The organism is Legionella nigrisilvae, assembly GCF_977063395.2.
Genome location: NZ_CDRUGZ020000027.1, coordinates 794,734 through 818,327, shown reverse-complemented (window position 1 = coordinate 818,327; position 23,594 = coordinate 794,734). Strand labels below are relative to the sequence as shown.

Below are 23,594 nucleotides of genomic sequence, written 5' to 3'. Positions count from 1 at the left end.
ATTGAATTCAAATTAGACATCAACCACCATATTGAATCCCCCATAAATCAAACGTTTGCCATCAAAAGGCATCGGGTTGTTATCGGGGTTTAACCGAGGATCTTTCATAGCTTTTTTCATTCCTTCATCCCGAACTTGCTTCGATGGCCAAAGGATCCATGAAAAAACAACGATTTCATCTTCTTTACACTTAACCGCCATAGGAAAAGATGTAATTTTCCCTTCAGGTACATCATCTCCCCAGCATTCAATTAGTTTTAACGCACCATGTTCTTTAAATACCATGCCCGCTTTAGTTGCTTGTGCAATGTATTGCGCTTTATTTGCTTTAGGCACTGCAACAATAAATCCATCCACATAATTCATAAACAACCTCCTTTTAATTTATGAAAAATAACCGATTATTAATATGGCACATTTAATTCATTTATTCCAAATATCGCATAATGATTTCTTTTTTTTAAATTAACTTAAAAGCACCCAAAAAACTCTCCTAAACTCAGGCAACCTTCTATAATTAAGATAAGGAAGAACAGATTAGCTAAGCAAGGGGACAAAAATTATGTTTAAAAGAATTGTTTTATTTCTAGCTACGAACTTGGCCATACTCATAGTTATTTCTTTTATACTAAGTTTATTCAATATTAGCCCATACCTGACACAATATGGTTTAAATTATAAAGTTCTATTAATTTATGCGGCGATTGTTGGTTTCACAGGATCCTTGATTTCACTTTTTATCTCAAAATGGATGGCGATTCATGCGTTTAATGTCCAATTAATTGAGAAACCAACCACTGAAGCAGAATCTTGGCTAATGAATCAAGTAAGGGATTTGGCGAAAAAAAGAAACATCGGCATGCCTGATGTCGGAATTTACGACAGCCCAGAGCCTAATGCGTTTGCAACTGGATGGAATAAAAATAATGCACTTGTTGCCGTTTCAACAGGATTACTCAATTCGATGCAGGAAGATGAAGTACAAGCCGTTTTAGGGCATGAAATGTCACATGTTGCCAATGGAGATATGGTAACGCTTGCTTTGATTCAAGGAGTAGTCAATACATTTGTAATCTTTTTTGCCCGTATTGCTGCATTTTTTGTGATGCAGTTTTTTAGAAAAGACGGTGATGAAGAGATACAAGGTGGTTTTGTTTATTATGGGGTGGCTCTCATATTTGAATTGCTGTTTGGAATTTTAGCCTCTTTGATCGTTATGTGGTTTTCTCGCTATCGTGAATTTCGAGCAGACAGAGGTTCTGCGCAATATGTTGGTAAAGATAAGATGATTAAGGCGTTACAACGTTTGCAACAACTCATGGATAAAACCCCAACAGACGATCGCGCACCTGCGTTTAATACCATGAAAATATCGAGCCACGGAAGTTGGCTTGCTCTGTTCTCAAGCCATCCTCCGCTTGAAAAACGAATTGAAGCATTGCAAAAGTATAGATAATACTTTTTTACTTTGGAGCCAATTTAAAATTTATAACCATTTTTTCTTTTTAAAATACCTGAATGGCAACCATGCTGAAATGACCATCATCAGTATCGCCAGCGGGTAGCCTATATGCCAACGTAACTCAGGCATGGCATTGAAATTCATTCCATAGATGCTTGCTATGAGAGTTGGGGGCAGGAAAATAACGGCGGCAACTGAGAAAATTTTGATTATACTATTTTGCTCGATATTGATCATGCCTAAAGTAGCATCGAGTAAGAAGCTAAATTTCGTAGAGAGGAAACTTGCATGTTCTCGAAGCGCATTAATATCTTTTTGGATTATGTGCATCTCTTTAGAAATATCTGAGTCACTTACTTGTTCTAAGTAAGAAATTAAGCGAGTGAAGGATATTAAACTTTCACTGGCTTTAGTACCAAGGTCTCCATTGGCTCCTATGTATTGTAATATATGCTTATAGTTTGTTTCAGCTGTTGTATTATTATTTTGTTTTGGATGAAAAATAATTTTCGATATTTCATCAAATTTATTGCTTATTTTTTCTAAAATATCAGCAAGTCTGTCTACGACGGCATCTAATAATTCTATTAGTATGGCTTTTGCATTGTAATTTTTTGTTCTAGAGCGCACCAATTTTTTAATAAATAATTTAAATGGATACAGCTCGACATAGCGCAAGGTAATCAAGCATTTTTCGGCAAGCATAAAAGTGACCACATCCGTTTTAACTTCAGGTAAATCGGATAGTGCAACCATTGTTGCTGTCATATATAGGACATTATTATCAGTGTACAATCTACTGGAAGGCTCGATTTCTTCAACCTCTTCTTTAGTCGGTATTTCAATTTTTAATTGCTCTTCGACTAGTTGTTCTTCTTCCTTTGTCGGGCACAGTAAATCAATCCAAAGAGCATTTTGAAGTAGATCTTTATTCTCATCGTTCAGAACTTTGGACTGTATACGAGTATCAGTTTGGTAATAAATGACTACCATGTGATTTATCCTTTTCGGGTTATAAACGCTGTAGCCGTGTTTGTATTTATCTTATCGTTTTTTATTATAAATAAGTAGCATTCATTCTTGGTTGCTTTCATAACTAATTTCAATGTTACATTAATAGTATGAGTTAGAGATTTGTCTTTTTTTATTACCGTGCCTGACAAATTAGCTTAATGCTTAATATTTAGTTAAGTTGTCTTGTGTAATATTAAAAGTATACAAGATACACTTTACTTTAAATAGTGAGTTAATGATGCTCTCTAAAGCCCCTAGAGCGACTAAATATTTCAAATCAAAAGCAAAACATGTAAATTTAGGCGGCAATACCCACATTGTTCGTTATTATTCTAAGTACAATTGGAAGAAATTTAATGAAGGGTCTTGTGATATTGAGGGGGTACTTCAATCAGGTAAAGAAGCATTTCCAGATATTTTTAATGAGCCCACGGTTGAATTTACGGCCTTAAAAAATTCGGTACAAAAGAAAGAAGAATTAAAGTTAATGTTAAAAGGTTTTGGACATTATAAAGGATATAGCGGTACGTCCATAGGTGATTTAATCCTTTATGAAAGCTATCGACGCTCATTACAAATAACAGGCGCTTTGATTCCTTTATTAGTTAAAACACCACCTAAAAATTTGGAATTTGGCTGCTTTGTCCGTGATTTCCACTCAAAACATATTGTTCCTGCGATTCCTGAAATAAATATGGTCTCTGAGCGAAAGAAATATCTGGATTGGGTATCTAAAATGTTACATGATCCTTGGACGGAGCAGCACCATCCACAGATTCATAAGCATTATCATAAATTGAAAGCAGAACTCATCAAACGAAGAGAGGGAGGAGTTATTGATGCTTCGGATCTTGGGATAGGTGAATTGGCCGTAATTCGAGTAGCAGATGAGTTACTAAAAAAGGAAATGGATGAACGAATCTATACTGTTTCAGAGACCATAATTGAGTCTCTTCTTAAACAATGCAAATATGAGGCTTTACCTTTGGTTTCTGCGATACAGGCTAATACGTTTATTGGTGTTCCCGAGAAAGAACCTACACATTACCCTGACCGGTTCACCGTTTTGATGGCAGGTGGACCTGGTAGCGGTAAATCAATAACAACAGAGAGTTTTGCTTTACAATTGCAGCAACAAACAGGATATGCATTAGATGAACTAGCTTTGCTAACGGTTGATAGAAAACGAACCATTTATTATGAAGATGAGTGCGTTAAAGCCGCCCCCAAGAGGTATATTGGGGCTTTGACGCATACTGAAGCTGTTGTGACTTATAATATGAGCGGTGAATTTTTAACGCGTCGTATGGATCAAAATAAAAAAGTCCCCAATGTATTCAAAGAGATGTGTAATATATGGCCTAAATGGCTTGATATAGGCTTAAAAAAAGATGGAACTTATCTGATAACCGTTTCGACACGAAAACCAGAGAATGCAGTGGATGGGGTGATTCAAAGAGGTATTTCGAATAATGATTTTATTACACCACCTGAATATGTTTTAAATTCATATCGGAGCGTTAGTGAACGTTTTCCAGTGGTAATACAAGAAAATCAGTCCAAAAAAGTGATTATTAGTGTGGTGAATAATGAAATGGCGATTGAGAAAAAATTCAGTCGTAAGGAAGAGCAAGAGACTGATACGGAGGATAACAAACCCGCTGTGGTCGTCGATTGTGAGACAAACACAATCTATGTAATAAATCTTCCACAATATATGGATTTTCTCAATCAAAGCCAACTTAATAGCAAAGCAACATCCGTACAAGAACTTTATGAAAATGCAGATATTTCCATTACCGCGGGCATAGCAAGAGCAATCGATCCAGTTAAATTTGGAGCAGCTAAAATTGCATTTGTTTGTCAGGACCTTGGTTCAACTGCGATTAATAACTTGGAAAAAAATATAGTGGCTACCGTCCAAGATGGTGTATTCAGTGTTCTTGATGAAGAAGAGTTTGCTGCATTAAAATCTAGTGCTCCTGAACATTTCGAAGTATTAGAGCGTTCTATATCCCAATGTTCACTGGGTCTAAAGTGAATGCCTAAGTGCCTCAGCATAGGGGAAATAAGCCTAGGAGCCTGATTGAAGGTGCAAGCCATAACCTAGGAATTTTATATCAGAAAACCAAGATTCGCTTGGATTACATTAATTTTGGAACGGGTCCTTGAGCATCAACGGTGGAAGTGCTTTCGAGCTCGTTCACAATTATTTTAGTAGATTCATTTAATTTTATTTTAACTCCTTTTTCCTTAACTATTGATAAATTCATCTCTTTAAAAAAACTACTGGAAGTAGAGTTATTCTTCAGCATTTTTTGAGGAGCAGAAGTAGCGAACCTTTTAAAAAACATCATCATCTCTAAAATCCTTTTTATCAAATTATGCTTTACTAGGATAAATTTTTATAAAAAATATGCAAGTGTTATTTTATTTACCAACTAAAGAGGTAATCTATTGTTTTTTTTGTGGATTTAATTCATTTTTATCAGGCAATGGATTGGTATCTAACTCTTTGGCAATTGTTCGGGTGTTTTTATTTAGGGAATTTATTTGTTTTTTATCCGAGGTCACCGTCCAGTCAATCGATTTCCCAAAATTTTTTGGAATTTTTTTAGACATTCTGGCTCTCTCCTAAGTTATAAATCTACTTATATATTAGCAAAATATTAAAAGTTGATCAGTGTAAGCTAAGTAATTTTATATTTGCGCTTTGTAGTTGGCATGAATACCCCAATTTTTTTAATATGTATTACTAATCATAGTGGTAATTTTTTGCCATTATACTTAGTTATAAGATATAACTGAAATACATCATTATGATGTTCTCAAAGGATAACTCTATTTGAACAATATACAGAACTAAAAGGAAGCGACATGTTTTCAAAAATAGATCAGATAAGAGAAAAAAATAAGAAAAAAGTGATAAAAGCAATATTTGAACTCGAAGATATAACTTACGAGACCGTTTCAATGTCTTTACCTACGAAGCTTGCAGAGGGCTCATTAGAATTAGATCATAGTGTTTACATGCCTCTTGATTGCAGTACAGTGAAAGCGAATGGTGTAGGGCGGTATCTTATTTACGATCATGCCGATGAAAAAAATCCTTTTTCTATCTGGGCATTTGCCTTTGCGGAACGACAACAAACCACAATTCATGACCATAAATATAAAGGTACTGTAACCGTTCTTGAAGGGCCAATATCTGAGAAATACTATCGACCCACAAGTGAATCTACCGCGTGTTTAGAGAATCGCATTGACCGTTTTCGGTTCCATTGCAATCGTGACGATTTAAGTGGAATTTATGTACATCAGCTTAAGCGAAGAAAAGGTTTGGGGAAAGGGATTAGTGTGACATTACATATCTACAACATGCCAGCTTATTTAGTGAATTTAGAAGGGGATAAAGTAGATCGAAGAAATTTAAAAACAATTTATTCTAAAGATAAAACAATTGATAAAGAGAATATTCCGGCTTATACAGAAGCATACCCTCAGTTAAAATTTGACTAAATAAAAACATCTAAAGTCAATTCCAGAAAAAATAAGCTTATGAGCCAAGATATATAACTTGGCTCATAAGTATTTTTATAAATTTAGAAATAGAAGTAAGGCTTTTTGTACGTGCATCCTATTTTCACTTTGATTAAAAATTATTGAAGCAGGACTGTCTGGCAATGTCTCGGATACTTCTTTTCCTCGCTCCATGGGCATACAATGCATAAACACTGCTTCGGGTTTGGCATAAGACATTAAAGATTCCGTTACCTGAAATCCTTGAAAGGCTTGAGCATTTTCTTGCTCCTCAAAGCCCATACTGGTCCATACATCCGTATAAACTGCATCGGCATTTTTAACCGCTTCTTCCGGCTTAGAAAAAACATGAATCATTCCTGTGGTGCTACTTTGTGCTTGTTTGACAATTGAATCATTCGGTTGGTGATCTTGAGGACAGCAGTAATTAATGGTTATTCCTAATTGAGGAGCAAGGAGCATCAAACTGTGGAGAATATTATTTCCATCACCAATATAAGTTACTGTTAGTCCATCAAGAGAGTCGAATTGCTCCCATAGGCTTAGTAAGTCTGCAAGAATCTGGCAGGGGTGATGCAATGCCGAAAGACCGTTAATTACCGGTACTTTGGCGTAAGCAGCCATTTCCTGTAATACTTCGTCAGCATGGGTTCTTACCATAATAAAATCGGCATAACCGTTTAGGACTCTTGCCATATCGGCCGGTGTTTCTTGTTTTCTGGTATTACCTACGCTTTCAATGGCGATTCCCCCCATACTTTGAATCGCCATTGCAAAACTTAAGCGAGTTCGAAAAGAAGGCTTTTCAAAAATCATTGCAAGACTTTTACTCGCTAAAGCCTGATGGTATAAGGAAGGGGAGTGTTTAAGCGCTTTAGCGTTCTCCAAAATTTGCAACAATTCTGATGTACTTAATTCAGTTCCTGTCAGTAGATGCTTTGGTTTCTTTGAGAAAGAGGAATTGTTTAAGTCTTCTGATTGGGATGGAGGACAATTTGACTCCAGAGCAAATCGTGCTTGTTGTAAATTAATAACAAAGGTATTCGTTGTTACTTCACTGATAGATTGAGAAGGATTTTCTGCAATCGCATTGTGATTTTCTGGGATAGTAAGGGACATATTAGCCTCCATCAATTCATTTATAATGAGTCCTTTAACCACATATTTTCCAATTTTTGAATTTCTCCATTTTCTTTAAGCTTTTGTAATGCTTGGTTAATTTTTATCGTTAAAGGAGAACCCTTTTTGACTACCAATGCATATCCATGATCCGCTTTGGCAATTACAGAATGAGAAAGATCTGTATGTTTTTTACAGTAGATCTTACCCTGAGATCCATCCATTAAAACGACATCAACTAGCCCTGCACTTAATGCTTCAATAGCTTGATTGTTATTATCAAGAACAGTAATTTCGGCCTGAGGAAAATTTTCTCGCACCCAGATCTCCATAATACTGCCCAGTTGCACCGCTATTTTCTTATCTTTGAGTTGGTTTGGGATCCTAACCGGTTGATTGGAATGATAGACAGCGGCCATGCCTTCAAAATAGTACGGGTCAGAGAAATCAAAATTGATTTTTCTAGGTTCAGTAATTGAGATTGTAGCTATGGCAATATCATCTTGACCCGAGCTTATAGCAGGAAGAACTGTGCTGAATTGCATATTGTCAAAAACAGCGTTTTTGCCAAGTTCCTTAGCGATTAGTTTTGCTAAATCAATATCGAATCCTTTTATATCCCCATGATCGCTATATTCAAATGGTGGATACTCTGCAGCGGTGGCAAAATGGAGTGAGTTTGGGTTTTCTTTTTTATCGCATGCATATATGAGAAGGGTTGTTGCTAGTAATGCAAGCTTCAATAATTGTCTCATTTGAATTTCAATCCGATATTTATCCATTTAATGAATATATAGATCATTTATTTTAATGTCAATATAGAATGAATATAATTCCAATATGTAGAATGCGTATTCAATGTAGAGAGCTTGGATATGCAAACTGTGTTTTTAGGAAGTTTTACTTAACTATTGAGCAAAATCTAATTGCCTCCATGCTTCGTATAAAACGACCGCAACTGAATTTGAAAGATTTAAACTGCGATTATTTTCACGCATTGGAATAGAAAGAGAGGTATAGGCTTGTAGAATCTCTTTAGGTAAGCCATTGGATTCGGGGCCGAATAAAAACATGTCTTCAGAAGTATATTGAACTTTCGAGTAACACTTCTGTGCCCGAGCACTGAAAGCATAAATCGTTTTTTGATGGTTGTTGAATAAATGCTTCCCAATTCTCATATTGAGCTATGGAAGTCCATTCGTGATAGTCGAGCCCCGCTCGCCTTAATGCTTTTTCTTGTAAAGAAAAACCAAGAGGATGTATTAAATGTAATTTTGCTCCTGTATTGGCGCATAGTCGAATGATGTTTCCTGTGTTTGGAGGAATTTCTGGTTGATATAAAGCAATATGAAACATAAATTTTATAATAAAAAAGGTTATATAATTCCGTTGTATGAACGATTCATCTTCACTACTTAGAATGTGAACAGTATGAATGGCTTATACAAATAATTAAAATACAATTGTTATGTAGTATTTTATCTTATTTATAATGTCAAGGAAGCAAAGTCATCCTGCAATTTTGGATGATTTTGTGAATCGACTTTTTTAACATCTTTAAAAAATGAAATCATACTTCTATCTTGCCGTACGATGAGTGCAGTACTTGAAGTTCTAATTTCAGTTTGAGATTCTGCTTCAGTTCCATAGGCAATATCTAATTCTTCATCTGGAAAAGTAATTGTTTGAGTTCCTTGCATCAAACTATGCTCTGTACTCTCAGAATCTAAAATTTCTACAACACTTACAGAACTTGCATCAGAGACTGTCTCTTTAAATGTGGGTAACGATCGCGCTTTCGAGTTTAACGAATCGGTAGCATTTGGGGAGCTTGGCTGCACCAAGGTGTCGCTAACCTTTAGGGTATGCTTATGCTCATGGGCATAACCCGCTTTAAGAATTGTGTTGTGGTAGAAGTACGCGAGTTTTTTGGTCTCATAGTAAAACCCATCTAATGAAACTAAACTCGGTATATACACTTCTGCTGAGTAATAGTTAATAGTGGTGTCTTTGTAATGCTCACCTAAACCTTGACCAAAATAAACGGCTAATTGTTTATTGGTATTATGATGATCACAAATATATAAATTTATTGCTGATACACTCTGAGCTAGTTTCGATGTAAGACCACTTTGTTTTAATCGCCAGGCCATTGCATGGATCGATAGCTGATAAGGTTCTTGCGAAAGATATTGATAATAGGCTTGATTAATATTTATGACATGCTCAGGATCCCCTGTTCCATCAGCAAGAATATAAATTTTTGCGTTGCCTCCCAAATTTTCCTGATTAAAATGAAACTGTGCTTGATCATAATATTCGTAATCTTCTTCTTTTTCATCAGGATCTTGATACATTACGATACTAGGAATTTTATCACTTTTGTCCTCTGAAGTTCTTAAGTTATATCTCCAGTCTAGGGCTCTTATATAGAGAGAAAAATTATTTTCACTGGCAGTAAATGGAATAAACAACACAATTTTTTGTTTCGGCAGGTTTGAGTCAATTTTTTTTAACATGAGTGAGCAGAACTAATAAATTTAGTAAATTATATAATTCTCAAATTAAGGGATTATTAAGTAGATTAAATTATTAATTCTACGGAATACCGGTTATAAGGAATTAAGTTTGTAATTATTTATATCTAGGGAATAAAACATCTCAACATGAGGTAGGGTAGATAAAAACTGGATACTCCACAATGCAATGGTTCCATCATAACCTAAAAACCGCCCATCAGCGAGTATGAGTGGCTTATTATTGACCATAATGAGGAAGTTATCAGTAAACCATTTAAAAATCCTAAAATCGTTTAATAAAGAAGGGGAGCCTTTGACATATTCGGGAAATTTTGGCGATGAGAAAAAAGGATAATTTTTAATCAGTGGGATCCTTGATTCTTTAAAAATTGGGGTTTCAACATTCATGATAAATAGGCGATTTGAAGTTAAGGCAATTCCTCTCCATGAAGTTGAACTTAAAAATTGAGGGAACACACGTACCTTCTGAGAATTTATCTGCAGCCTAACAAGTTCCTCCTGAATGGCTGCCATTGCTCGATAATGTTGAAACCCATTGAATAGCATAAATAGGCTAACTAATATTAAAGCAAGAATCACCGGTTTTCTTTTTTTAAAAACAATAGTGCAAATCACTCCTAAACATAAAGGTATTGTAACGAAGGGATCCACAATAGAAACTATATCCCAACTTACTCTGGTTTCGGAAAACGGCCAAAATAAGACGGTCCCGTAATTGGTACATGCGTCGAGCACCCCATGGGTCGCATAACCTATTAGTGCTGCTAAAAAAGTGAATTGCCAATTGGTTCGGAAGCGCTTAAAAATTAATAGCCCTAAAGTAACAATCAAAGCGCCTATCGGAATAAAGAGCAAAGAGTGGGTGAAGTGCCGGTGATAGAGAAAAAAAAGCATGGGGTTGCCTGATTCCTGAATTAATACGTCTAAATCAGGTGCCATTGCTGCTAATCCACCAACAAGCCAAGCATTCTGTTTGTCTTTCTTATATAAAATTGCCTGAGAACAGGCGGCTCCCAAGACCGCATGCGTGACTGGATCCATGTTTTATCCCTGTAATATTCTATTAATTTTTAATCCATTTTATGTTGGATGAACAAGAGCTACATAATTATATAATAATCCTAAAAATAAAAAGAGCTAGCTCTGTCATTCTTTGAAGACCAAAGCTATCCCTCCTAAGAAACAAGGCGAAATTGATCCATATTGGATCAATTTCGCCTTTTTTGACTTATGCTTTAAATTTCGAATACTCGCAACTCAGTGGAAGAGTGGAGGCTGTGGGGAACATATTGGTTCTTGAGAAAAGTCATATTCAGCCATAAGAGTTTCTTTAATTTCCAGGGGCGTAGGTCTATTCTCCGGACGTGACGATACCATGGGTAAAAGATGATCAGTGATGATGTCTCTTTCTTCTTCTTCATCAAGAAAGATTAGATCGTTATCAAAGCGGCCTTTCATATTTAAACGGCATATTTCTTTTAACCCCCAGCTGCGTCGAGGTGTGATTCGATGCCCTCCAAAAAGTTCCCCAAGAATATGGCCTAAAGCAAATACATCACTGGCTGTGCTGGTGCCATCCCCTACAAACCGTTCAGGGGCCATATACAAAGGAGTACCTCTTATGTCGGGACCTGCATCATTTTTATGAATTTTCTTAGAAAATGCAAAATCAATAAAAGTTACGATTGGTTTTTTGGGGTCAGAAATATCAAGCATTATATTTTTAAGCGAAATATCATTATGCACCAATCCCTTATTTTCTACTTGCTCTATGTAAGCATTAAGAATGGCGATAGAGATTTTTTTACGTGTTGCGATATCAAGTTCTATCTTAGGGCTACCATATAAAATATCATGTAACGTGGTACCTGATGCTTTTTTGATGAACATGTAAGCACCAAGCTTGCCCGATCCGTCTATAAAAAAAACGGGCTCCCTGGCATTTAAATGTCCTGCTTGCTTCGTTCGTTTATATTCTTGTTTAATGCTCTCACGCCATTGTCCTTCCTCTTTATCTTGTTTAAAGAACATGAGTTTTCTAACTCTTTCCTTATGAGGTTTTGTATGAGCAGGTATAAACTCCACTTCCTCGTTAAGAAAAATTAATTTTCCTTCAATGTGGTCCACTGCAGCATATCTTCCGCTGCCTGCGCGACTATTTTTCATCACTTCAAAACACTCACTGATGCCATCTTTCCCTGAACGCCAATTCAGCTCATGTGTTAATTTAAAATGAATTTGTTTATATATATAAAGGTTATCCACTAAAAATACTTCTGGTTGATCATCCTCCTCTAAAAATTCTTTTAGGAATATGCTCTGTTCTTTAGTTAACGCAGTTGGATTAATGAGTATAATTGGTTCCTGCACATCGTTCGTTTTTTCGTCTGTGTTAGATAGTCTAGTCATGGGAATACTTAAATATTAAAATGAATGATATTATACATTTCAATTATTAATTAAGCATTACGTAATTTAATTGAGCAGATAAAATCGATTTAAAGAGAGGAAAACATTCCAGCTCAGATGAGATTTGCAATGTTTCAAATGTCCAAAAAAGACGCTATAATGTCAAATTCAAATCTCAATGAGATGTCCTATGACACTTGAAAATACTGTGGATGTGAAAATTGATCAATCAATCGTTATTGATAAAAATAGCGAATTTTTTATCGCCATCGCTAAAAAAGGTGTTCATAGTTTCATAATGTTAGGTGTCATGGTTGACGGCGAACCTAAGTTGTTAGCGAAGGTTGGTAAGGGAAATATTATTGATAAAAGCTTTGGCTCAAGCTGTGTTCAGCAATTCACTTTGTTTGGAAAAATGGTTGGAAGTCATTCAGATGCTGTATTATTGGATGAAGGTCTTGGAGCTACCAACAAATTTCCCGAAATTAGTTATCAAGCCTATGCTATCTCTTTTGATCAATATTTGGAATTTTTAGAGATCACCAGAGATATCCATCAGGAGCAATTGGATTTCTATAAAAATAGACCTAATCCCGTTGGTGAATATAAAAAAATGACCTTCCCAGAACTGGGAGTGTACAAACTCAGAGAAGGCATTCATTGTTATATTCCTGCAGAAGAAGAAACTCCGGGAAAAATCATTCTAAGATATCAAGAGATTGGGACTTTTAAACAACACAGTAGTCACGATGCCAAGCTTCGCCAAGATATAATTGATGAGTCAAAAGAAATTCATAGCTCTAATACTTGTCGTACTACAGCCCGATCTCTCCTTAATTATACCTTACATTATCCTGCCAATGTTTCTAGTTTATTTACTATCGGTTTAAATTATAATACAAGACTATGGTATGGGAATACTTTAAAGTCGAATACCTTTTATATCCTGCCCAAGCCCCCCAATTGTTTTCGCGTGCCTTCTTCGAAAAGGAAAATACTGGATGAACTATATAATAAGCTTGAAGATTTACCTAAAAAAGAACCAGGATCAGACGCAACACGCCGAAAATTTAATGAATTAAAAAAACTATATCTGGAAGTAGCAGTTGAGCCTAAGTTATCGTTGAGCCAGCTTTTACGTAAAATAATCGAGCATCGGAAAAATAATAAAGTATTATTCGAGACCCGAAGGGGGCACAATTTGCTGAGTAGTATTGTTGAAATGTTTGGGTTTAAAATGAAAACAGGAACTCAGCAAACCTATGAACGAATGGAGCAAACTTTAAATCAAGAAATCCAGCGAAAAAGAGAAATTGAGGGAGGGCTTATACAAGCCCAAGATGAGCAAGACAGGGAGAGAAATATTTGCTACCTCAGTAGTTGATTGTTAGCAAACTCAATCATGGATTTCAGTTTGGAATTGGGAGGAAAGACCAGTAGAAGGGAAAAGTTTACAAGCCCCTCTAATGAAAAAATTAAAAATTATCTCGTCAAGACTGTTTTTCACTTATTTTTTTAGATATCATAGCCAACCCACAATCTAAAGATTCTTCAATTGTTCCTTTGTGGATATCTTAACCCTCCGCTCGATATAAGTTATCTATGATAGATGTATTTCTTGAAAAATCCTGTTTGTTTCTTCAATAACTTATCCCCATTTTCTGTGGATAAGTCTGTGTATACCCACTGGAATTCATATATCTTAGACTTGAGAACTTATCACATTAATAAGCCTATGAATGTATTGTTAAGCGCCTAAATGACCAATCCATTTTTGTAAAAAAAACATTTTGTTACTATATTTATCATATTATCTCTTGAAGGGAATTTAAGGATGTCTCGGCAAAAAGAAAGACAGGAAGTTGAGATAAAAGAACAGCCATTCGACAAAAGTAATGCCTTTATGGAAAGTAGATTGCGCGATATTCTCGAGGCAATTGAGTCTGTAAGACGAGGTGATTTGTCTAAGCGATTAAAGAAAGATCAATATGATATTTTTGGGGAAATCGCTGATTCGTATAATAGTATGATGGAAGGATTAAGCAGCTTTACTTCAGAAGTTACCCGTGTTGCCCGCGAAGTAGGTACCGAGGGGAAATTAGGTGGTCAAGCACAGGTTCCTGGTGTTACCGGCACCTGGAAAGAATTAACTGATAATGTCAATGCAATGGCTGCAAATTTAACTAGCCAAGTGCGCAATATTGCACAAGTAACTACAGCTGTTGCGAGTGGGGATCTTAATCAAAAGATCACGGTTGAAGTTAAAGGCGAAGTGTTGGAATTAAAAAATACCATCAACAAAATGGTTGATAATTTGAGATCATTTTCTGGTGAAGTAACCCGGGTTGCGAAAGAGGTTGGTACTGAAGGGAAATTAGGAGGTCAGGCACAGGTTCCCGGTGTTACAGGCACCTGGAAAGAATTGACTGATAACGTCAACGCGATGGCTGCCAATTTAACGAACCAAGTACGCAATATTGCCCAGGTAGCGACAGCAGTCGCAAAAGGTGATTTGAATCAAAAGATAACGGTTGAAGTACAAGGTGAAATGCTGCAACTCAAAGAAACGCTTAATAAAATGGTGGATAGTTTGACCATCTTTGCTTCAGAAGTAACCCGGGTGGCTAAAGAAGTTGGTACGGAAGGAAAACTTGGCGGTCAAGCACAAGTACCAGGTGTTACGGGTACATGGAAAGAATTAACGGATAACGTGAATGCGATGGCAGCTAATTTAACCAGTCAAGTGCGCAATATTGCCCAAGTTGCTACCGCCGTTGCAAAAGGGGATTTGAATCAGAAAATTACCGTAGAAGTACAAGGTGAGGTATTGCAACTAAAAGAAACAATTAACAAGATGGTAGATAGCTTGACGATTTTTGCTTCAGAAGTAACCCGGGTTGCAAAAGAAGTAGGTACCGAAGGAAAATTAGGTGGGCAGGCACAAGTCCCCAATGTTACCGGCACCTGGAAAGAATTAACCGATAATGTCAATGCAATGGCTGCAAATTTGACGAGCCAAGTCCGAAATATTGCCCAAGTTACGACAGCTGTAGCGAGCGGCAATCTTAACCAGAAGATTACTGTTGAAGTAAAAGGTGAAGTATCCGAATTAAAAAATACCATTAACGACATGGTGGATAACTTAAGATCCTTTTCAGGCGAGGTAACCCGAGTCGCGAAAGAGGTCGGTACCGAAGGTAAATTAGGTGGTCAAGCACAAGTTCCTGGAGTTACCGGAACATGGAAGGAGTTAACCGATAACGTTAATGCAATGGCAGCAAATTTAACCAGCCAAGTTCGTAATATTGCCCAAGTTGCAACTGCTGTGGCGGATGGTGATCTCAATCAAAAGATTACTGTGGAGGTAAGTGGAGAAATTCTCCAGCTTAAAGAAACACTGAACAAGATGGTAGATAACTTAAATTTGTTCGCCGCTGAAGTAACCCGAGTTGCAAAAGAAGTGGGTACCGAAGGAAAATTAGGTGGGCAGGCATCAGTGCCAGAAGTAGGTGGGACTTGGAAAGAGTTAACTGCAAACGTTAATGCAATGGCCTCTAACCTTACCGATCAAGTACGTAATATTTCAAAAGTTGCTATTGCAATTAGTGCAGGTGATTTAACGCAAAAAATTACTGTAGAAGCTAAAGGAGAAGTATTACTTCTAAAAGAAACCATTAATAAAATGGTGGATGACCTCAATCGCTTAGCAAGTGAGGTATCTCGTGTGGCTCAAGTCGCGGGTAAAGAAGGCCGATTGAATGAGCGTGCAAATGTTGAGGGCGTGGGGGGCAGTTGGAAAGATATCGTAGACAAATTAAATAATCTTCTTAATTCAATTGCCACTCCCGTGCAAGAGGTTATTCGCCTCGCGGTCGCATTGTCTATGGGAGATGTATCGCAACGAGTCAGTATCGAAACCCAAGGCGATATCAGAACTTTATCCGATGCACTGAATAAATCTTTCGATGATTTAGGAGCGTTAATTCGTTTTGCTATGGATAGTTCTACCAAAGTTTCCAGCGCGTCAGTACAGTTAGCGGATATTTCCAAGCAAGTTAGTACGACGTTACAGCAAGCTGCAAGTACCACACAGCAAATAGCTGTTGGTGCGAAAGAACAGGCGAAAAAACTAGAATCGAGTACGCGAATCGTTACGGAACTGTCTAAATCAATTCAACAAGGGGCTACCAATTCACGTAGTGCAGCAGAAGTGACCCAAGAAGCTGCAAAACTTGCAAGCAGAGGAACTGATGCAGGAAAACAGGCGGCTACCAGGCTGAAGTCTATTGATGATATTGTGAAATCAAATACCGATACGGTAAAAGATCTGGATAAACGCGCTAAAGAAATTGGAGTAATCGTCGGCACGACAAAAGGTATTGCCGACCAAACGAACCTTCTCGCATTAAATGCGGCAATAGAAGCTGCACGTGCGGGGGAAGCTGGTCGAGGGTTTGCGGTTGTGGCCGATGAAATTAGGAAACTTGCGGAAGGGACTAAAAAAGCAGCGGTCCAGATTGAAGGCATGGTTAATACCATTCTTGAATCAACGACACAAGTAGTAGAAGGAATGACCACGGGTACACAAAAAGTAACTGAATCAATCGATATCGTCAATGAAGCATTAAGGATTCTTAGTCAAATTAGTTCAGGGACTCAAGAGATCACAGTCAAAGCGCAAGAAATTTCTACTGCTACATCAGAGCAAGCGAAGGCAGCTTTAGCTGTTGCCAAAACCACAGAAGAAATATCGGCCACTTCAGAACAAGCAGCAGTTGGTGCAGAGCAGATGTCTTCTTCAATTCAACAGCAAACAGCCAGCATGCAACAAATGTCTGTGTCTGCTTCGAATCTATCGGTCTTATCTGATGAGTTAAGAACAGCATTGAAGCGATTTAAAGTGGCATATATGGCCTCTGAGACACACGTGCTTAGGAGTGAATAATGCCGAATAAATCACACCTAACCCTGAAAACGAAAGAACAACAATTGGTGCAACTTATTGTATTTCGCACTGGGAATGAAGAATTTTGTATCCCAATCAATGACGCACAAGAAATTATTAAGGTTGTACCGATCACACCTATTCCAGATTCTCCTTATTTTATGCGAGGGTTGATCAATGTACGTGGGGATATTGTAGCAATTATTGATATTAAGAAACTATTTTCTCTACCCAGTATCGATATCGATAATCCGAAGCATATTATTATCACAAAGCAAAGAAGTGGAATTTTTGGTCTCATTGTTGATGAAGTAGTAGAAGTTTTGCGCGTAAATGGAACAGATATAAATCAAAATCCATCCAGTATTGTAAATATTCATGAAAAATACGTGGGTGGAGTTGTTATCTATGAAAATCGTTTAATCATTTTATTAGATTTATCAAGCATCCTAACTCAAGAGGAACTTATAAAATTATCAGTCATAGAACGTAATTAAAGAATGATTTCCGGAAACACCGGTCATCAGTTGTGGTTGCAACATCGAGTCGCTCACAAAGAGCGTCTTCTATTTAAGAGTTTGCAACAACTAATCGGTAACTGGAATATGAGAAAACTAAGGAAAGATAGGGTAGATCTCAGTTTAGGAGAACATAATGGGGAAGATGGTCATGATTGTAGATGATTCCAAATTTATGCGGATAATTTTAAAAGATATTTTAAAGAGTAATTTTGCAGATCTCGATATCATAGAGGCTGATGGAGAAAAAGCCGCTCTACTTCATCTTAAAAAAAAATCACCCGACCTCGTGTTATTGGACATAGTCATGAACACAAGTGAAATAGAAGGAATTAAACTCTTAGAAAACATTCATGATAAATATCCCCATCTCAATGTATTAATGATTACATCGATTGGTCACGCATCGATTAAAGAACAGTGTAAAGCCTTAGGAGCGAAAGGATATATTCAAAAACCGTTTGAGATTGAACAAATCAAAAATGAACTTAAGAGCTATTTATAACTCGTTATAGGTGTTGTAAATGAATGAAGACATAAATAAATATATGGAAGCTTTTCTTAGTGAGGCAAATAATCATATTAAAAATATGAACTTAGCTCTTATTAATTGGGAAAAACATCCAGGTAACAAGAAAAATCTTCAAGATATTTTTCGCAATGCCCATACATTCAAAAGTATTTCTGCCACTATGGGATTTCAACAAATAGCAAATTTAAATCATGCAATTGAAGATTTATTAGATGCGATTCGCACTAAAAAAATTACACTGAAAAAGTGTATAAATCTTTTATTTAATTGCTTTGATTTTCTAAAAGAAAACATAAAAAAAATTGCTAAAGGGCAGCCCGAATTTGATACAGCCTCACTGATTGAAAAAATAAATTTGATATTAACGAATAATGAGAAACAAGGAGCGGATCTCTCATCGCTTGAATTATTTAGCGGCATGGAATCAATCACAAGCGTCGAAGTGAATGTGGACCGTCTCGATAAATTGCTCAATCTAACCAAAGAATTACTTATTAACAAAATGAGGTTGGAAAGTTTAAGCGAAACCCTTCAATCCTCTGAATTAACTGCAACCCTTGGTAGTCTGAATCAAACACTAAATGAGTTACAGTATTATGTAATGCAAATACGTCTAGTCCCTATAGGATTTGTTTTCGATCGTTTTTCCCGTATGGTCAGAGATCTCGCCGAACAACAAAAAAAGCAAGTAGAATTTTACACTGAAGGCAGAGAAATTGAGGTTGATCGTTCCTTAATCGACGCAATAAGCGAGTCACTTGCCCACTTAATCAAAAATGCGATTGATCATGGCTTGGAAACCAGCGAAATCAGGAAGACCCGAAGAAAATCTGTAGAAGGAAGCATCAAATTAAGAGCTAAACGCCAGAAAGAATCAGTAGTTATTGAAGTAAGTGATGATGGTGCTGGACTCGATCTCGAAGCGATTAAAACTATTGCTGTACGTCACAATTTATTATCCACAACCGCAGCAAAAGCAGAAGTAACCAAGGCCATCTTTTCTGGGATTTCTACTGCAGAAAAAGTTACAGATATTTCAGGAAGAGGGTTAGGCTTATCTATTGTTAAACAAACAATCGAATCCATTAATGGATCGATTGAAGTCGAGACCGAAAAGGGAAAGGGGACTCAATTTATAATAAAAATTCCTTTAACCTTAACCGTTATTCTTGTTTTATTAATACGTCAAGGTAATCAGATTTATGCATTACCCTTAAATAGTATAGAACGCTTAATAACGATACCATATCAGGACATAGCATCTCTCTTGCACCAAGAGTCTTTTGTATATGATGAAATGAATGTCCCTCTCTTACGCTTGTCCGTTATTTTTAAAGAAAAAGTAACATTAGAAGAGAGCCGGCAATTTATAGTCGTCTTAAGAAAAGAAGAAGAATTATTAGGTGTAATTGTAGATAGCTTGCTGACAACAGAAGAAATTATTACCCAGCCCATAAATCCAACTATTCGAGGTAGTAAATTATTTTCTGGCACAGCATTATTGGGATCGGGTGAAACCATTTTAATTATCGATGTCGATGAGCTTTTTCTATGCTTAAAATCTAAACAGGAGGGATGAACTATTATGAAGATAGGGAAACGATTTAACGAATTAATGAGCTTTGCAGCATCAGAAGCAACCTTTGCACTTTCAGGATTGTTAGACCAGCAGATAAAACTAGCGCATGTCGATGTGACCGTTAAAGTAAGTGAGGTACAAAATAGTATAAAAGATAATATAAAAGAAGAGTTAGCTAAAATTAACCCTAACACCGGGGGCGCGATAATTATGACGACCCCCTTAATCGGCACTTTAGAGGGGATTGCTTCATTTATCTTACCCGTTACATCCGCTTTTAGATTATGTGATGTTCTTTTACATAGAAAGCTTGGATCAACAACTCAACTCGGAAGTATTGAAGAGTCTGCATTGCTGGAGTCGGGAAATATAATTGTCAGCTGTTTTTTAAATGCATTAGGTTATATATCAGTTCTTGATAATATTTTGCATAAAAAAATGACACTTAGGATCAGTACTAATAATGAAGCTCCTAATTTAAGCTATCTAGCTTCTCGTGGTGAATATTTAGTACGTACTAGCTTTTATATGAAACATAGTGTTCAAGATGAGGAGCAACGTATGGATATTGATGGAATTTGTGTTTTTTTCTTTGAAAGTGCGAAAGTTACAGCCCTATTAAATATGCCTCATAATCCTGAAAAAAGCTGTTGAAATTACAAAGAATTTAATCGCCTTTCTTTGTTCGATCTATTACATCTCCTAAACATTCATACGTTATAAATATTAAAAGGTTCAATTAACGCAAAAACTCATGTCGTAGATAAATCATTCCACCAAAACGGATGTTATGCATTACTTCATCTTTGAGGTTTTTTTGGGAGATAGCTGCCTAATTCTCTATATAATTAAAACTTTAGTTCCTGGATTAGCTTTTACCCAATGAGCGACATACTCGATATGGTTATTTTTGCCAACTGCAATGCATCCACGCGTTGACCAAGGTAAGTTACTTAACCAACTAAAACGACTGGAGGACTGGGTAGGTCCATGGATACCAACATCTCTTCCTGAATATCCTGCAGCTAATTGCTTTGGAGTTGGATAGAGAATTGGAATAAATACTTTAAATTGATTTGATTTTCTTGGATGAGCTAACCCATATAAACCTATCGGAGTTTTATTATCACCCGCACGTTTTTTCCCTACACCTTTATTTCCGATGGCAATTTTAAATGTCTTAATTACAGTGCCTTGTTTACATATATTTAAAATTCGTTTTTTAGTATGTACATTGATTCCGTTTGCTAAGGGACAGGGCGCAGAACTCGACCACAAAGCCATAGGAAAAAAAATGGAAACCATTAGAAATACTGCTTTTATTTTCATATAACTAGACTAATATTATTTAAACTGGCCAATTATTATCCCATATTATGGTTTTTTTTCATAGTGGTTGGTGGCTTAAATCGTTGGGTATCATCTTATGAGAAACCTATTTAAATATAATTCCGGGAATTATTAATCTTTTTGCAACTTAAGCTCGTTCATTCGAATCAATCGCGTTTACACGTTTCAGGAAAAATAGAATTCCATGCACACTAAATCCGAGGATATTTTTAATTGATTATTTTTTGTTCAGTTAAATTGCCTGTGCTATGATTATTAAATGGGCTTAGTGTATTTTATGGAGTCATTGTGGCGGTCATGAAAAGAGCAATGTTCTTTGTTGGGGCATGCAACCGTGCTTTTTTATCACTTGTAGCAAGTTATCTTCGATTGAGTCCTCGTTCTTACAGCGAAAGATTGAAATCTTTACGTGTATTTCCCTTGTTTGGCGATCTTGTTACAGACAACAACTATTTACATCTTTTGTAAGGAGATCACTATGAGAAGGCGTTTCTTAGAGGTGGATAAATTAACGGGTGTAGGCATTGCTTTTCGCCGAGCAGTTATAAGTCATGCTACCCAATCGGGTACTTTATTTTCATCCACAGATTATCCTTATAAGTCCACTGAAAGACAGAATATAGGGCATTCCGAATTATTAAACAGTTTACCGGTAGCCGAAGATATTTATTTTCGGGGTACACCAGGTACAGAGGAAATAAATGAGATTATGCGCTCAGGTGAAATGGGAACAGGAAAATATTCCAGAAGAGAACCAAGTTTAGAAATACCGGAGTTTATTGAGGAGAATAATAGTTGTTATCTTCTCTCTGCATCTCCTTGCCCTCACACAGTACAAGACTATGCTGAAGGCTTATCGGTACTACCTACCAAAGGGTATATTATTGTGATGGGCTTGCCTAAAGTCTCTATTCGCCCTCAGCTAGTACTTCATCTCGATAGGGAGCTATATGAGGAATACGCAAGGTTGAAAAATGAAAAGGAGGAACCGGGAATCCGTCATGTATATAATTCAATTGTGACCACAGCACAGAGAAACAATGAAGTGACTATCGTATTAGGAACTGATAAACAAGATAATTGGAGGCCAATAATTGGTACCGATATCATGAAAATTGTTGAAATTACCGCTCCTGGTAAGTTTCTAGGAAAGTTTATGGCTGCTAAAAAAGTTCACAGTCGAACCATCGATAATGAGGAATTTGTAAAACGCCCATGGGCTCTAGAGATTGCAACCACCAGGAGTTCAGATCTTCCTGAGTTTAAATCCGCTTATGAGCGCATGAATAGACGAGCCGATGAATTAGGTTTGATAACTTCTTCTGATAGAAGACTGATGACTATTGATGATGTAAAGGGGGTTATGAGAGCCGGTATACTGGAAGAATTTTCACGAGATTACACTGCGGATAGAACGCTTGTATTTAGAGATGTTCCACGGGAAATTGCAATCGGCAATGCTGAAGCACTAACTGAGTTCATGATTTCTGAGCTTAAGTCTGAACTTACCTTGCAAGAAATAGTTCGTGCTGAAAGCCCCTCACATTTTTGACGAAGCGCCAGTGTAGGAACTGTCTTGGAATTTTTCTAAGACAGTAGGAATGGAAATTCATAAAATGTGTCATCGCCTCTGAGTAGTATATTAGTAATACCTGCTATACTTAGTATGAGAGACATATACGCACAATATATTCTTACCGATTCCTTTTTTTAATAGTGAGCCTCCATGACTCATATGTTGTTAATGAGTTTTGATGATAGTAATTTTTTGAATCTAAATTGTACCCTTAATCGATTTATGGAGTATGCGTTCGGTTTAATTAATAAGACTAATATCCATTTTTGTTACATTGGCACCGCCGGTAACGATAAATGGATCGAACGAGTTTTTTTTACTCGATTTGTTCGTGCAAAATTTGGAAAAAATATCACCACTTCCGAATTATCCTTGACAAAATCACGGCGCACAGAAAAACAACTGGAAGACTACATTACTCAACAAGATATACTTTTTATTGGCGGTGGTGATACCGAAAAAATGTTGGAAATATGGAACAAATCGGGATTTAGCTTTATCTTAGATAAATTGAAATCTGAAAATCGATTGCCCCTTTTAGCCGGTGTAAGTGCGGGTGGAATGTATCCTTTTCATTCGGGATTGAGTGATTCTACACCAGGACAATATACAGCAATGTCTTGCTTAGGTTGGTTTAAAGAAAGTTTCTGTCCTCATGCTAATTCGAAAAGAAAATCGCTTTGTGCGTACAGCGATAATCAATATTTAGAGCGCATGGATGCGTACATAATCGCAGTAAGACAAGGATTATTACCATCCGGCTTTGCTGTGACGGATAATTGCATGCTCCATTTCGAAAATTTTAATTTAGTAGGTGTTATCTCCTCATTGAAAGAAAATAAATGCTACTATGTGACTGATCAACAGGTTACTGATTTAGATACAGTGTGCACCGTGAATGCGAATGATCCAACCATCCGTCTCGAATGTTGGAGTACCTTATTCAGGTATATAAATTATTTCAAACTATGCACAGCAAAATTACAACTGAGCAATGGCTGATCACTTTA

At 36.6% G+C, this 23,594-nt stretch carries 22 protein-coding genes and 1 pseudogene; 12 read left to right on the top strand and 11 right to left on the bottom strand.

The annotated features are described in order from the left end of the window. Positions 1–12: 12 nt before the first annotated feature. A complete protein-coding gene (locus tag ACWTE2_RS20915; protein ID WP_454784189.1) occupies positions 13–366 on the bottom strand; it encodes a DUF1428 domain-containing protein in 354 nt (117 codons plus the stop codon). Positions 367–562: 196 nt separating this feature from the next. Here ACWTE2_RS20915 and htpX point away from each other — a divergent pair, with 196 nt between their 5' ends. Beyond that, positions 563–1,456, top strand: coding sequence for a protease HtpX (gene htpX, locus ACWTE2_RS20910; RefSeq protein WP_454784188.1), 894 nt, complete (start codon positions 563–565; stop codon positions 1,454–1,456). A gap of 30 nt (positions 1,457–1,486) precedes the next feature. Here the strand turns inward: htpX and corA are convergent, their stop codons facing one another. Continuing rightward, positions 1,487–2,455 carry a magnesium/cobalt transporter CorA gene (gene corA / locus ACWTE2_RS20905; RefSeq protein WP_454784187.1) on the bottom strand — a complete coding sequence of 323 codons (969 nt, stop codon included), beginning with the start codon at positions 2,453–2,455 and terminating at the stop codon, positions 1,487–1,489. A gap of 256 nt (positions 2,456–2,711) precedes the next feature. Between corA and ACWTE2_RS20900 the strand changes: the two genes are divergently transcribed. Beyond that, the gene (locus ACWTE2_RS20900; protein WP_454784186.1) at positions 2,712–4,517 is read left to right on the top strand and encodes a hypothetical protein; all 1,806 of its coding nucleotides are present in this window, start codon (positions 2,712–2,714) and stop codon (positions 4,515–4,517) included. A gap of 103 nt (positions 4,518–4,620) precedes the next feature. Here ACWTE2_RS20900 and ACWTE2_RS20895 read toward each other — a convergent pair whose 3' ends face one another. Next, complete coding sequence (locus ACWTE2_RS20895; RefSeq protein ID WP_454784185.1) at positions 4,621–4,836, bottom strand: hypothetical protein; 216 nt, start codon at positions 4,834–4,836, stop codon at positions 4,621–4,623. A gap of 94 nt (positions 4,837–4,930) precedes the next feature. Continuing rightward, positions 4,931–5,098: a hypothetical protein gene (locus ACWTE2_RS20890; protein ID WP_454784184.1), complete on the bottom strand. Its 168-nt coding sequence runs from the start codon at positions 5,096–5,098 to the stop codon at positions 4,931–4,933. Positions 5,099–5,353: 255 nt separating this feature from the next. Here ACWTE2_RS20890 and ACWTE2_RS20885 point away from each other — a divergent pair, with 255 nt between their 5' ends. Beyond that, positions 5,354–5,995: a cupin domain-containing protein gene (locus ACWTE2_RS20885; protein WP_454784183.1), complete on the top strand. Its 642-nt coding sequence runs from the start codon at positions 5,354–5,356 to the stop codon at positions 5,993–5,995. Positions 5,996–6,070: 75 nt separating this feature from the next. Here the strand turns inward: ACWTE2_RS20885 and argF are convergent, their stop codons facing one another. The 6 genes and pseudogenes from argF to ACWTE2_RS20855 all read right to left on the bottom strand — a co-directional run bounded on the left by argF (position 6,071) and on the right by ACWTE2_RS20855 (position 12,084). Continuing rightward, the gene (argF, locus tag ACWTE2_RS20880; protein WP_454784182.1) at positions 6,071–7,135 is read right to left on the bottom strand and encodes an ornithine carbamoyltransferase; all 1,065 of its coding nucleotides are present in this window, start codon (positions 7,133–7,135) and stop codon (positions 6,071–6,073) included. A gap of 20 nt (positions 7,136–7,155) precedes the next feature. After that, positions 7,156–7,890 (bottom strand): ABC transporter substrate-binding protein, encoded by a 735-nt coding sequence (locus ACWTE2_RS20875; RefSeq protein ID WP_454784181.1) that lies wholly within the window; start codon positions 7,888–7,890, stop codon positions 7,156–7,158. 153 nt (positions 7,891–8,043) lie between these two features. Beyond that, positions 8,044–8,491: pseudogene (trmL, locus tag ACWTE2_RS20870) on the bottom strand (tRNA (uridine(34)/cytosine(34)/5-carboxymethylaminomethyluridine(34)-2'-O)-methyltransferase TrmL). A 131-nt stretch (positions 8,492–8,622) separates the two neighbouring features. Further along, on the bottom strand, positions 8,623–9,654 hold the full coding sequence (locus ACWTE2_RS20865; RefSeq protein ID WP_454784180.1) for a hypothetical protein: 1,032 nt from the start codon (positions 9,652–9,654) through the stop codon (positions 8,623–8,625). 93 nt (positions 9,655–9,747) lie between these two features. Further along, a complete protein-coding gene (locus ACWTE2_RS20860) occupies positions 9,748–10,716 on the bottom strand; it encodes a metal-dependent hydrolase (RefSeq protein ID WP_454784179.1) in 969 nt (322 codons plus the stop codon). Positions 10,717–10,932: 216 nt separating this feature from the next. Then, positions 10,933–12,084 (bottom strand): protein kinase domain-containing protein, encoded by a 1,152-nt coding sequence (locus tag ACWTE2_RS20855; protein ID WP_454784178.1) that lies wholly within the window; start codon positions 12,082–12,084, stop codon positions 10,933–10,935. A 214-nt stretch (positions 12,085–12,298) separates the two neighbouring features. Between ACWTE2_RS20855 and ACWTE2_RS20850 the strand changes: the two genes are divergently transcribed. The 6 genes from ACWTE2_RS20850 to ACWTE2_RS20825 all read left to right on the top strand — a co-directional run bounded on the left by ACWTE2_RS20850 (position 12,299) and on the right by ACWTE2_RS20825 (position 20,312). Continuing rightward, positions 12,299–13,468, top strand: a complete 1,170-nt coding sequence (locus tag ACWTE2_RS20850) for a hypothetical protein (protein ID WP_454784177.1) — start codon at positions 12,299–12,301, stop codon at positions 13,466–13,468. A gap of 450 nt (positions 13,469–13,918) precedes the next feature. Continuing rightward, positions 13,919–17,029: a HAMP domain-containing protein gene (locus tag ACWTE2_RS20845; protein WP_454784176.1), complete on the top strand. Its 3,111-nt coding sequence runs from the start codon at positions 13,919–13,921 to the stop codon at positions 17,027–17,029. After that, on the top strand, positions 17,029–17,526 hold the full coding sequence (locus ACWTE2_RS20840) for a chemotaxis protein CheW (protein WP_454784175.1): 498 nt from the start codon (positions 17,029–17,031) through the stop codon (positions 17,524–17,526). The genes ACWTE2_RS20845 and ACWTE2_RS20840 overlap by 1 nt, the downstream gene beginning before the upstream one ends. 157 nt (positions 17,527–17,683) lie before the next feature. Beyond that, on the top strand, positions 17,684–18,052 hold the full coding sequence (locus ACWTE2_RS20835) for a response regulator (RefSeq protein WP_454784174.1): 369 nt from the start codon (positions 17,684–17,686) through the stop codon (positions 18,050–18,052). 19 nt (positions 18,053–18,071) lie between these two features. Next, a complete protein-coding gene (locus ACWTE2_RS20830; RefSeq protein ID WP_454784173.1) occupies positions 18,072–19,658 on the top strand; it encodes a chemotaxis protein CheA in 1,587 nt (528 codons plus the stop codon). A gap of 6 nt (positions 19,659–19,664) precedes the next feature. Then, positions 19,665–20,312 (top strand): hypothetical protein, encoded by a 648-nt coding sequence (locus tag ACWTE2_RS20825; protein ID WP_454784172.1) that lies wholly within the window; start codon positions 19,665–19,667, stop codon positions 20,310–20,312. A gap of 186 nt (positions 20,313–20,498) precedes the next feature. Here the strand turns inward: ACWTE2_RS20825 and ACWTE2_RS20820 are convergent, their stop codons facing one another. After that, positions 20,499–20,987 carry a L,D-transpeptidase family protein gene (locus ACWTE2_RS20820; protein ID WP_454784171.1) on the bottom strand — a complete coding sequence of 163 codons (489 nt, stop codon included), beginning with the start codon at positions 20,985–20,987 and terminating at the stop codon, positions 20,499–20,501. Between the two features lie 309 nt (positions 20,988–21,296). Between ACWTE2_RS20820 and ACWTE2_RS20815 the strand changes: the two genes are divergently transcribed. The 3 genes from ACWTE2_RS20815 (at position 21,297) to ACWTE2_RS20805 (ending at position 23,586) form a co-directional block, all read left to right on the top strand. Beyond that, positions 21,297–21,476: a hypothetical protein gene (locus ACWTE2_RS20815; RefSeq protein ID WP_454784170.1), complete on the top strand. Its 180-nt coding sequence runs from the start codon at positions 21,297–21,299 to the stop codon at positions 21,474–21,476. A 10-nt stretch (positions 21,477–21,486) separates the two neighbouring features. Further along, positions 21,487–22,560, top strand: coding sequence for a hypothetical protein (locus ACWTE2_RS20810; protein ID WP_454784169.1), 1,074 nt, complete (start codon positions 21,487–21,489; stop codon positions 22,558–22,560). Positions 22,561–22,734: 174 nt separating this feature from the next. Next, on the top strand, positions 22,735–23,586 hold the full coding sequence (locus ACWTE2_RS20805; protein WP_454784168.1) for a Type 1 glutamine amidotransferase-like domain-containing protein: 852 nt from the start codon (positions 22,735–22,737) through the stop codon (positions 23,584–23,586). The last annotated feature ends 8 nt before the right edge of the window (positions 23,587–23,594 follow it).

Excerpts from the sequence above, each read along its gene's own strand:
- ACWTE2_RS20915 (WP_454784189.1), bottom strand. The coding sequence starts at position 366 with ATGAATTATGTGGATGGATTTATTGTTGCAGTGCCTAAAGCAAATAAA.
- htpX (WP_454784188.1), top strand. The coding sequence starts at position 563 with ATGTTTAAAAGAATTGTTTTATTTCTAGCTACGAACTTGGCCATACTC.
- corA (WP_454784187.1), bottom strand. The coding sequence starts at position 2,455 with ATGGTAGTCATTTATTACCAAACTGATACTCGTATACAGTCCAAAGTT.
- ACWTE2_RS20900 (WP_454784186.1), top strand. The coding sequence starts at position 2,712 with ATGATGCTCTCTAAAGCCCCTAGAGCGACTAAATATTTCAAATCAAAA.
- ACWTE2_RS20895 (WP_454784185.1), bottom strand. The coding sequence starts at position 4,836 with ATGATGATGTTTTTTAAAAGGTTCGCTACTTCTGCTCCTCAAAAAATG.
- ACWTE2_RS20890 (WP_454784184.1), bottom strand. The coding sequence starts at position 5,098 with ATGTCTAAAAAAATTCCAAAAAATTTTGGGAAATCGATTGACTGGACG.
- ACWTE2_RS20885 (WP_454784183.1), top strand. The coding sequence starts at position 5,354 with ATGTTTTCAAAAATAGATCAGATAAGAGAAAAAAATAAGAAAAAAGTG.
- argF (WP_454784182.1), bottom strand. The coding sequence starts at position 7,135 with ATGTCCCTTACTATCCCAGAAAATCACAATGCGATTGCAGAAAATCCT.
- ACWTE2_RS20875 (WP_454784181.1), bottom strand. The coding sequence starts at position 7,890 with ATGAGACAATTATTGAAGCTTGCATTACTAGCAACAACCCTTCTCATA.
- ACWTE2_RS20865 (WP_454784180.1), bottom strand. The coding sequence starts at position 9,654 with ATGTTAAAAAAAATTGACTCAAACCTGCCGAAACAAAAAATTGTGTTG.
- ACWTE2_RS20860 (WP_454784179.1), bottom strand. The coding sequence starts at position 10,716 with ATGGATCCAGTCACGCATGCGGTCTTGGGAGCCGCCTGTTCTCAGGCA.
- ACWTE2_RS20855 (WP_454784178.1), bottom strand. The coding sequence starts at position 12,084 with ATGACTAGACTATCTAACACAGACGAAAAAACGAACGATGTGCAGGAA.
- ACWTE2_RS20845 (WP_454784176.1), top strand. The coding sequence starts at position 13,919 with ATGTCTCGGCAAAAAGAAAGACAGGAAGTTGAGATAAAAGAACAGCCA.
- ACWTE2_RS20840 (WP_454784175.1), top strand. The coding sequence starts at position 17,029 with ATGCCGAATAAATCACACCTAACCCTGAAAACGAAAGAACAACAATTG.
- ACWTE2_RS20835 (WP_454784174.1), top strand. The coding sequence starts at position 17,684 with ATGGGGAAGATGGTCATGATTGTAGATGATTCCAAATTTATGCGGATA.
- ACWTE2_RS20830 (WP_454784173.1), top strand. The coding sequence starts at position 18,072 with ATGAATGAAGACATAAATAAATATATGGAAGCTTTTCTTAGTGAGGCA.
- ACWTE2_RS20825 (WP_454784172.1), top strand. The coding sequence starts at position 19,665 with ATGAAGATAGGGAAACGATTTAACGAATTAATGAGCTTTGCAGCATCA.
- ACWTE2_RS20820 (WP_454784171.1), bottom strand. The coding sequence starts at position 20,987 with ATGAAAATAAAAGCAGTATTTCTAATGGTTTCCATTTTTTTTCCTATG.
- ACWTE2_RS20810 (WP_454784169.1), top strand. The coding sequence starts at position 21,487 with ATGAGAAGGCGTTTCTTAGAGGTGGATAAATTAACGGGTGTAGGCATT.
- ACWTE2_RS20805 (WP_454784168.1), top strand. The coding sequence starts at position 22,735 with ATGACTCATATGTTGTTAATGAGTTTTGATGATAGTAATTTTTTGAAT.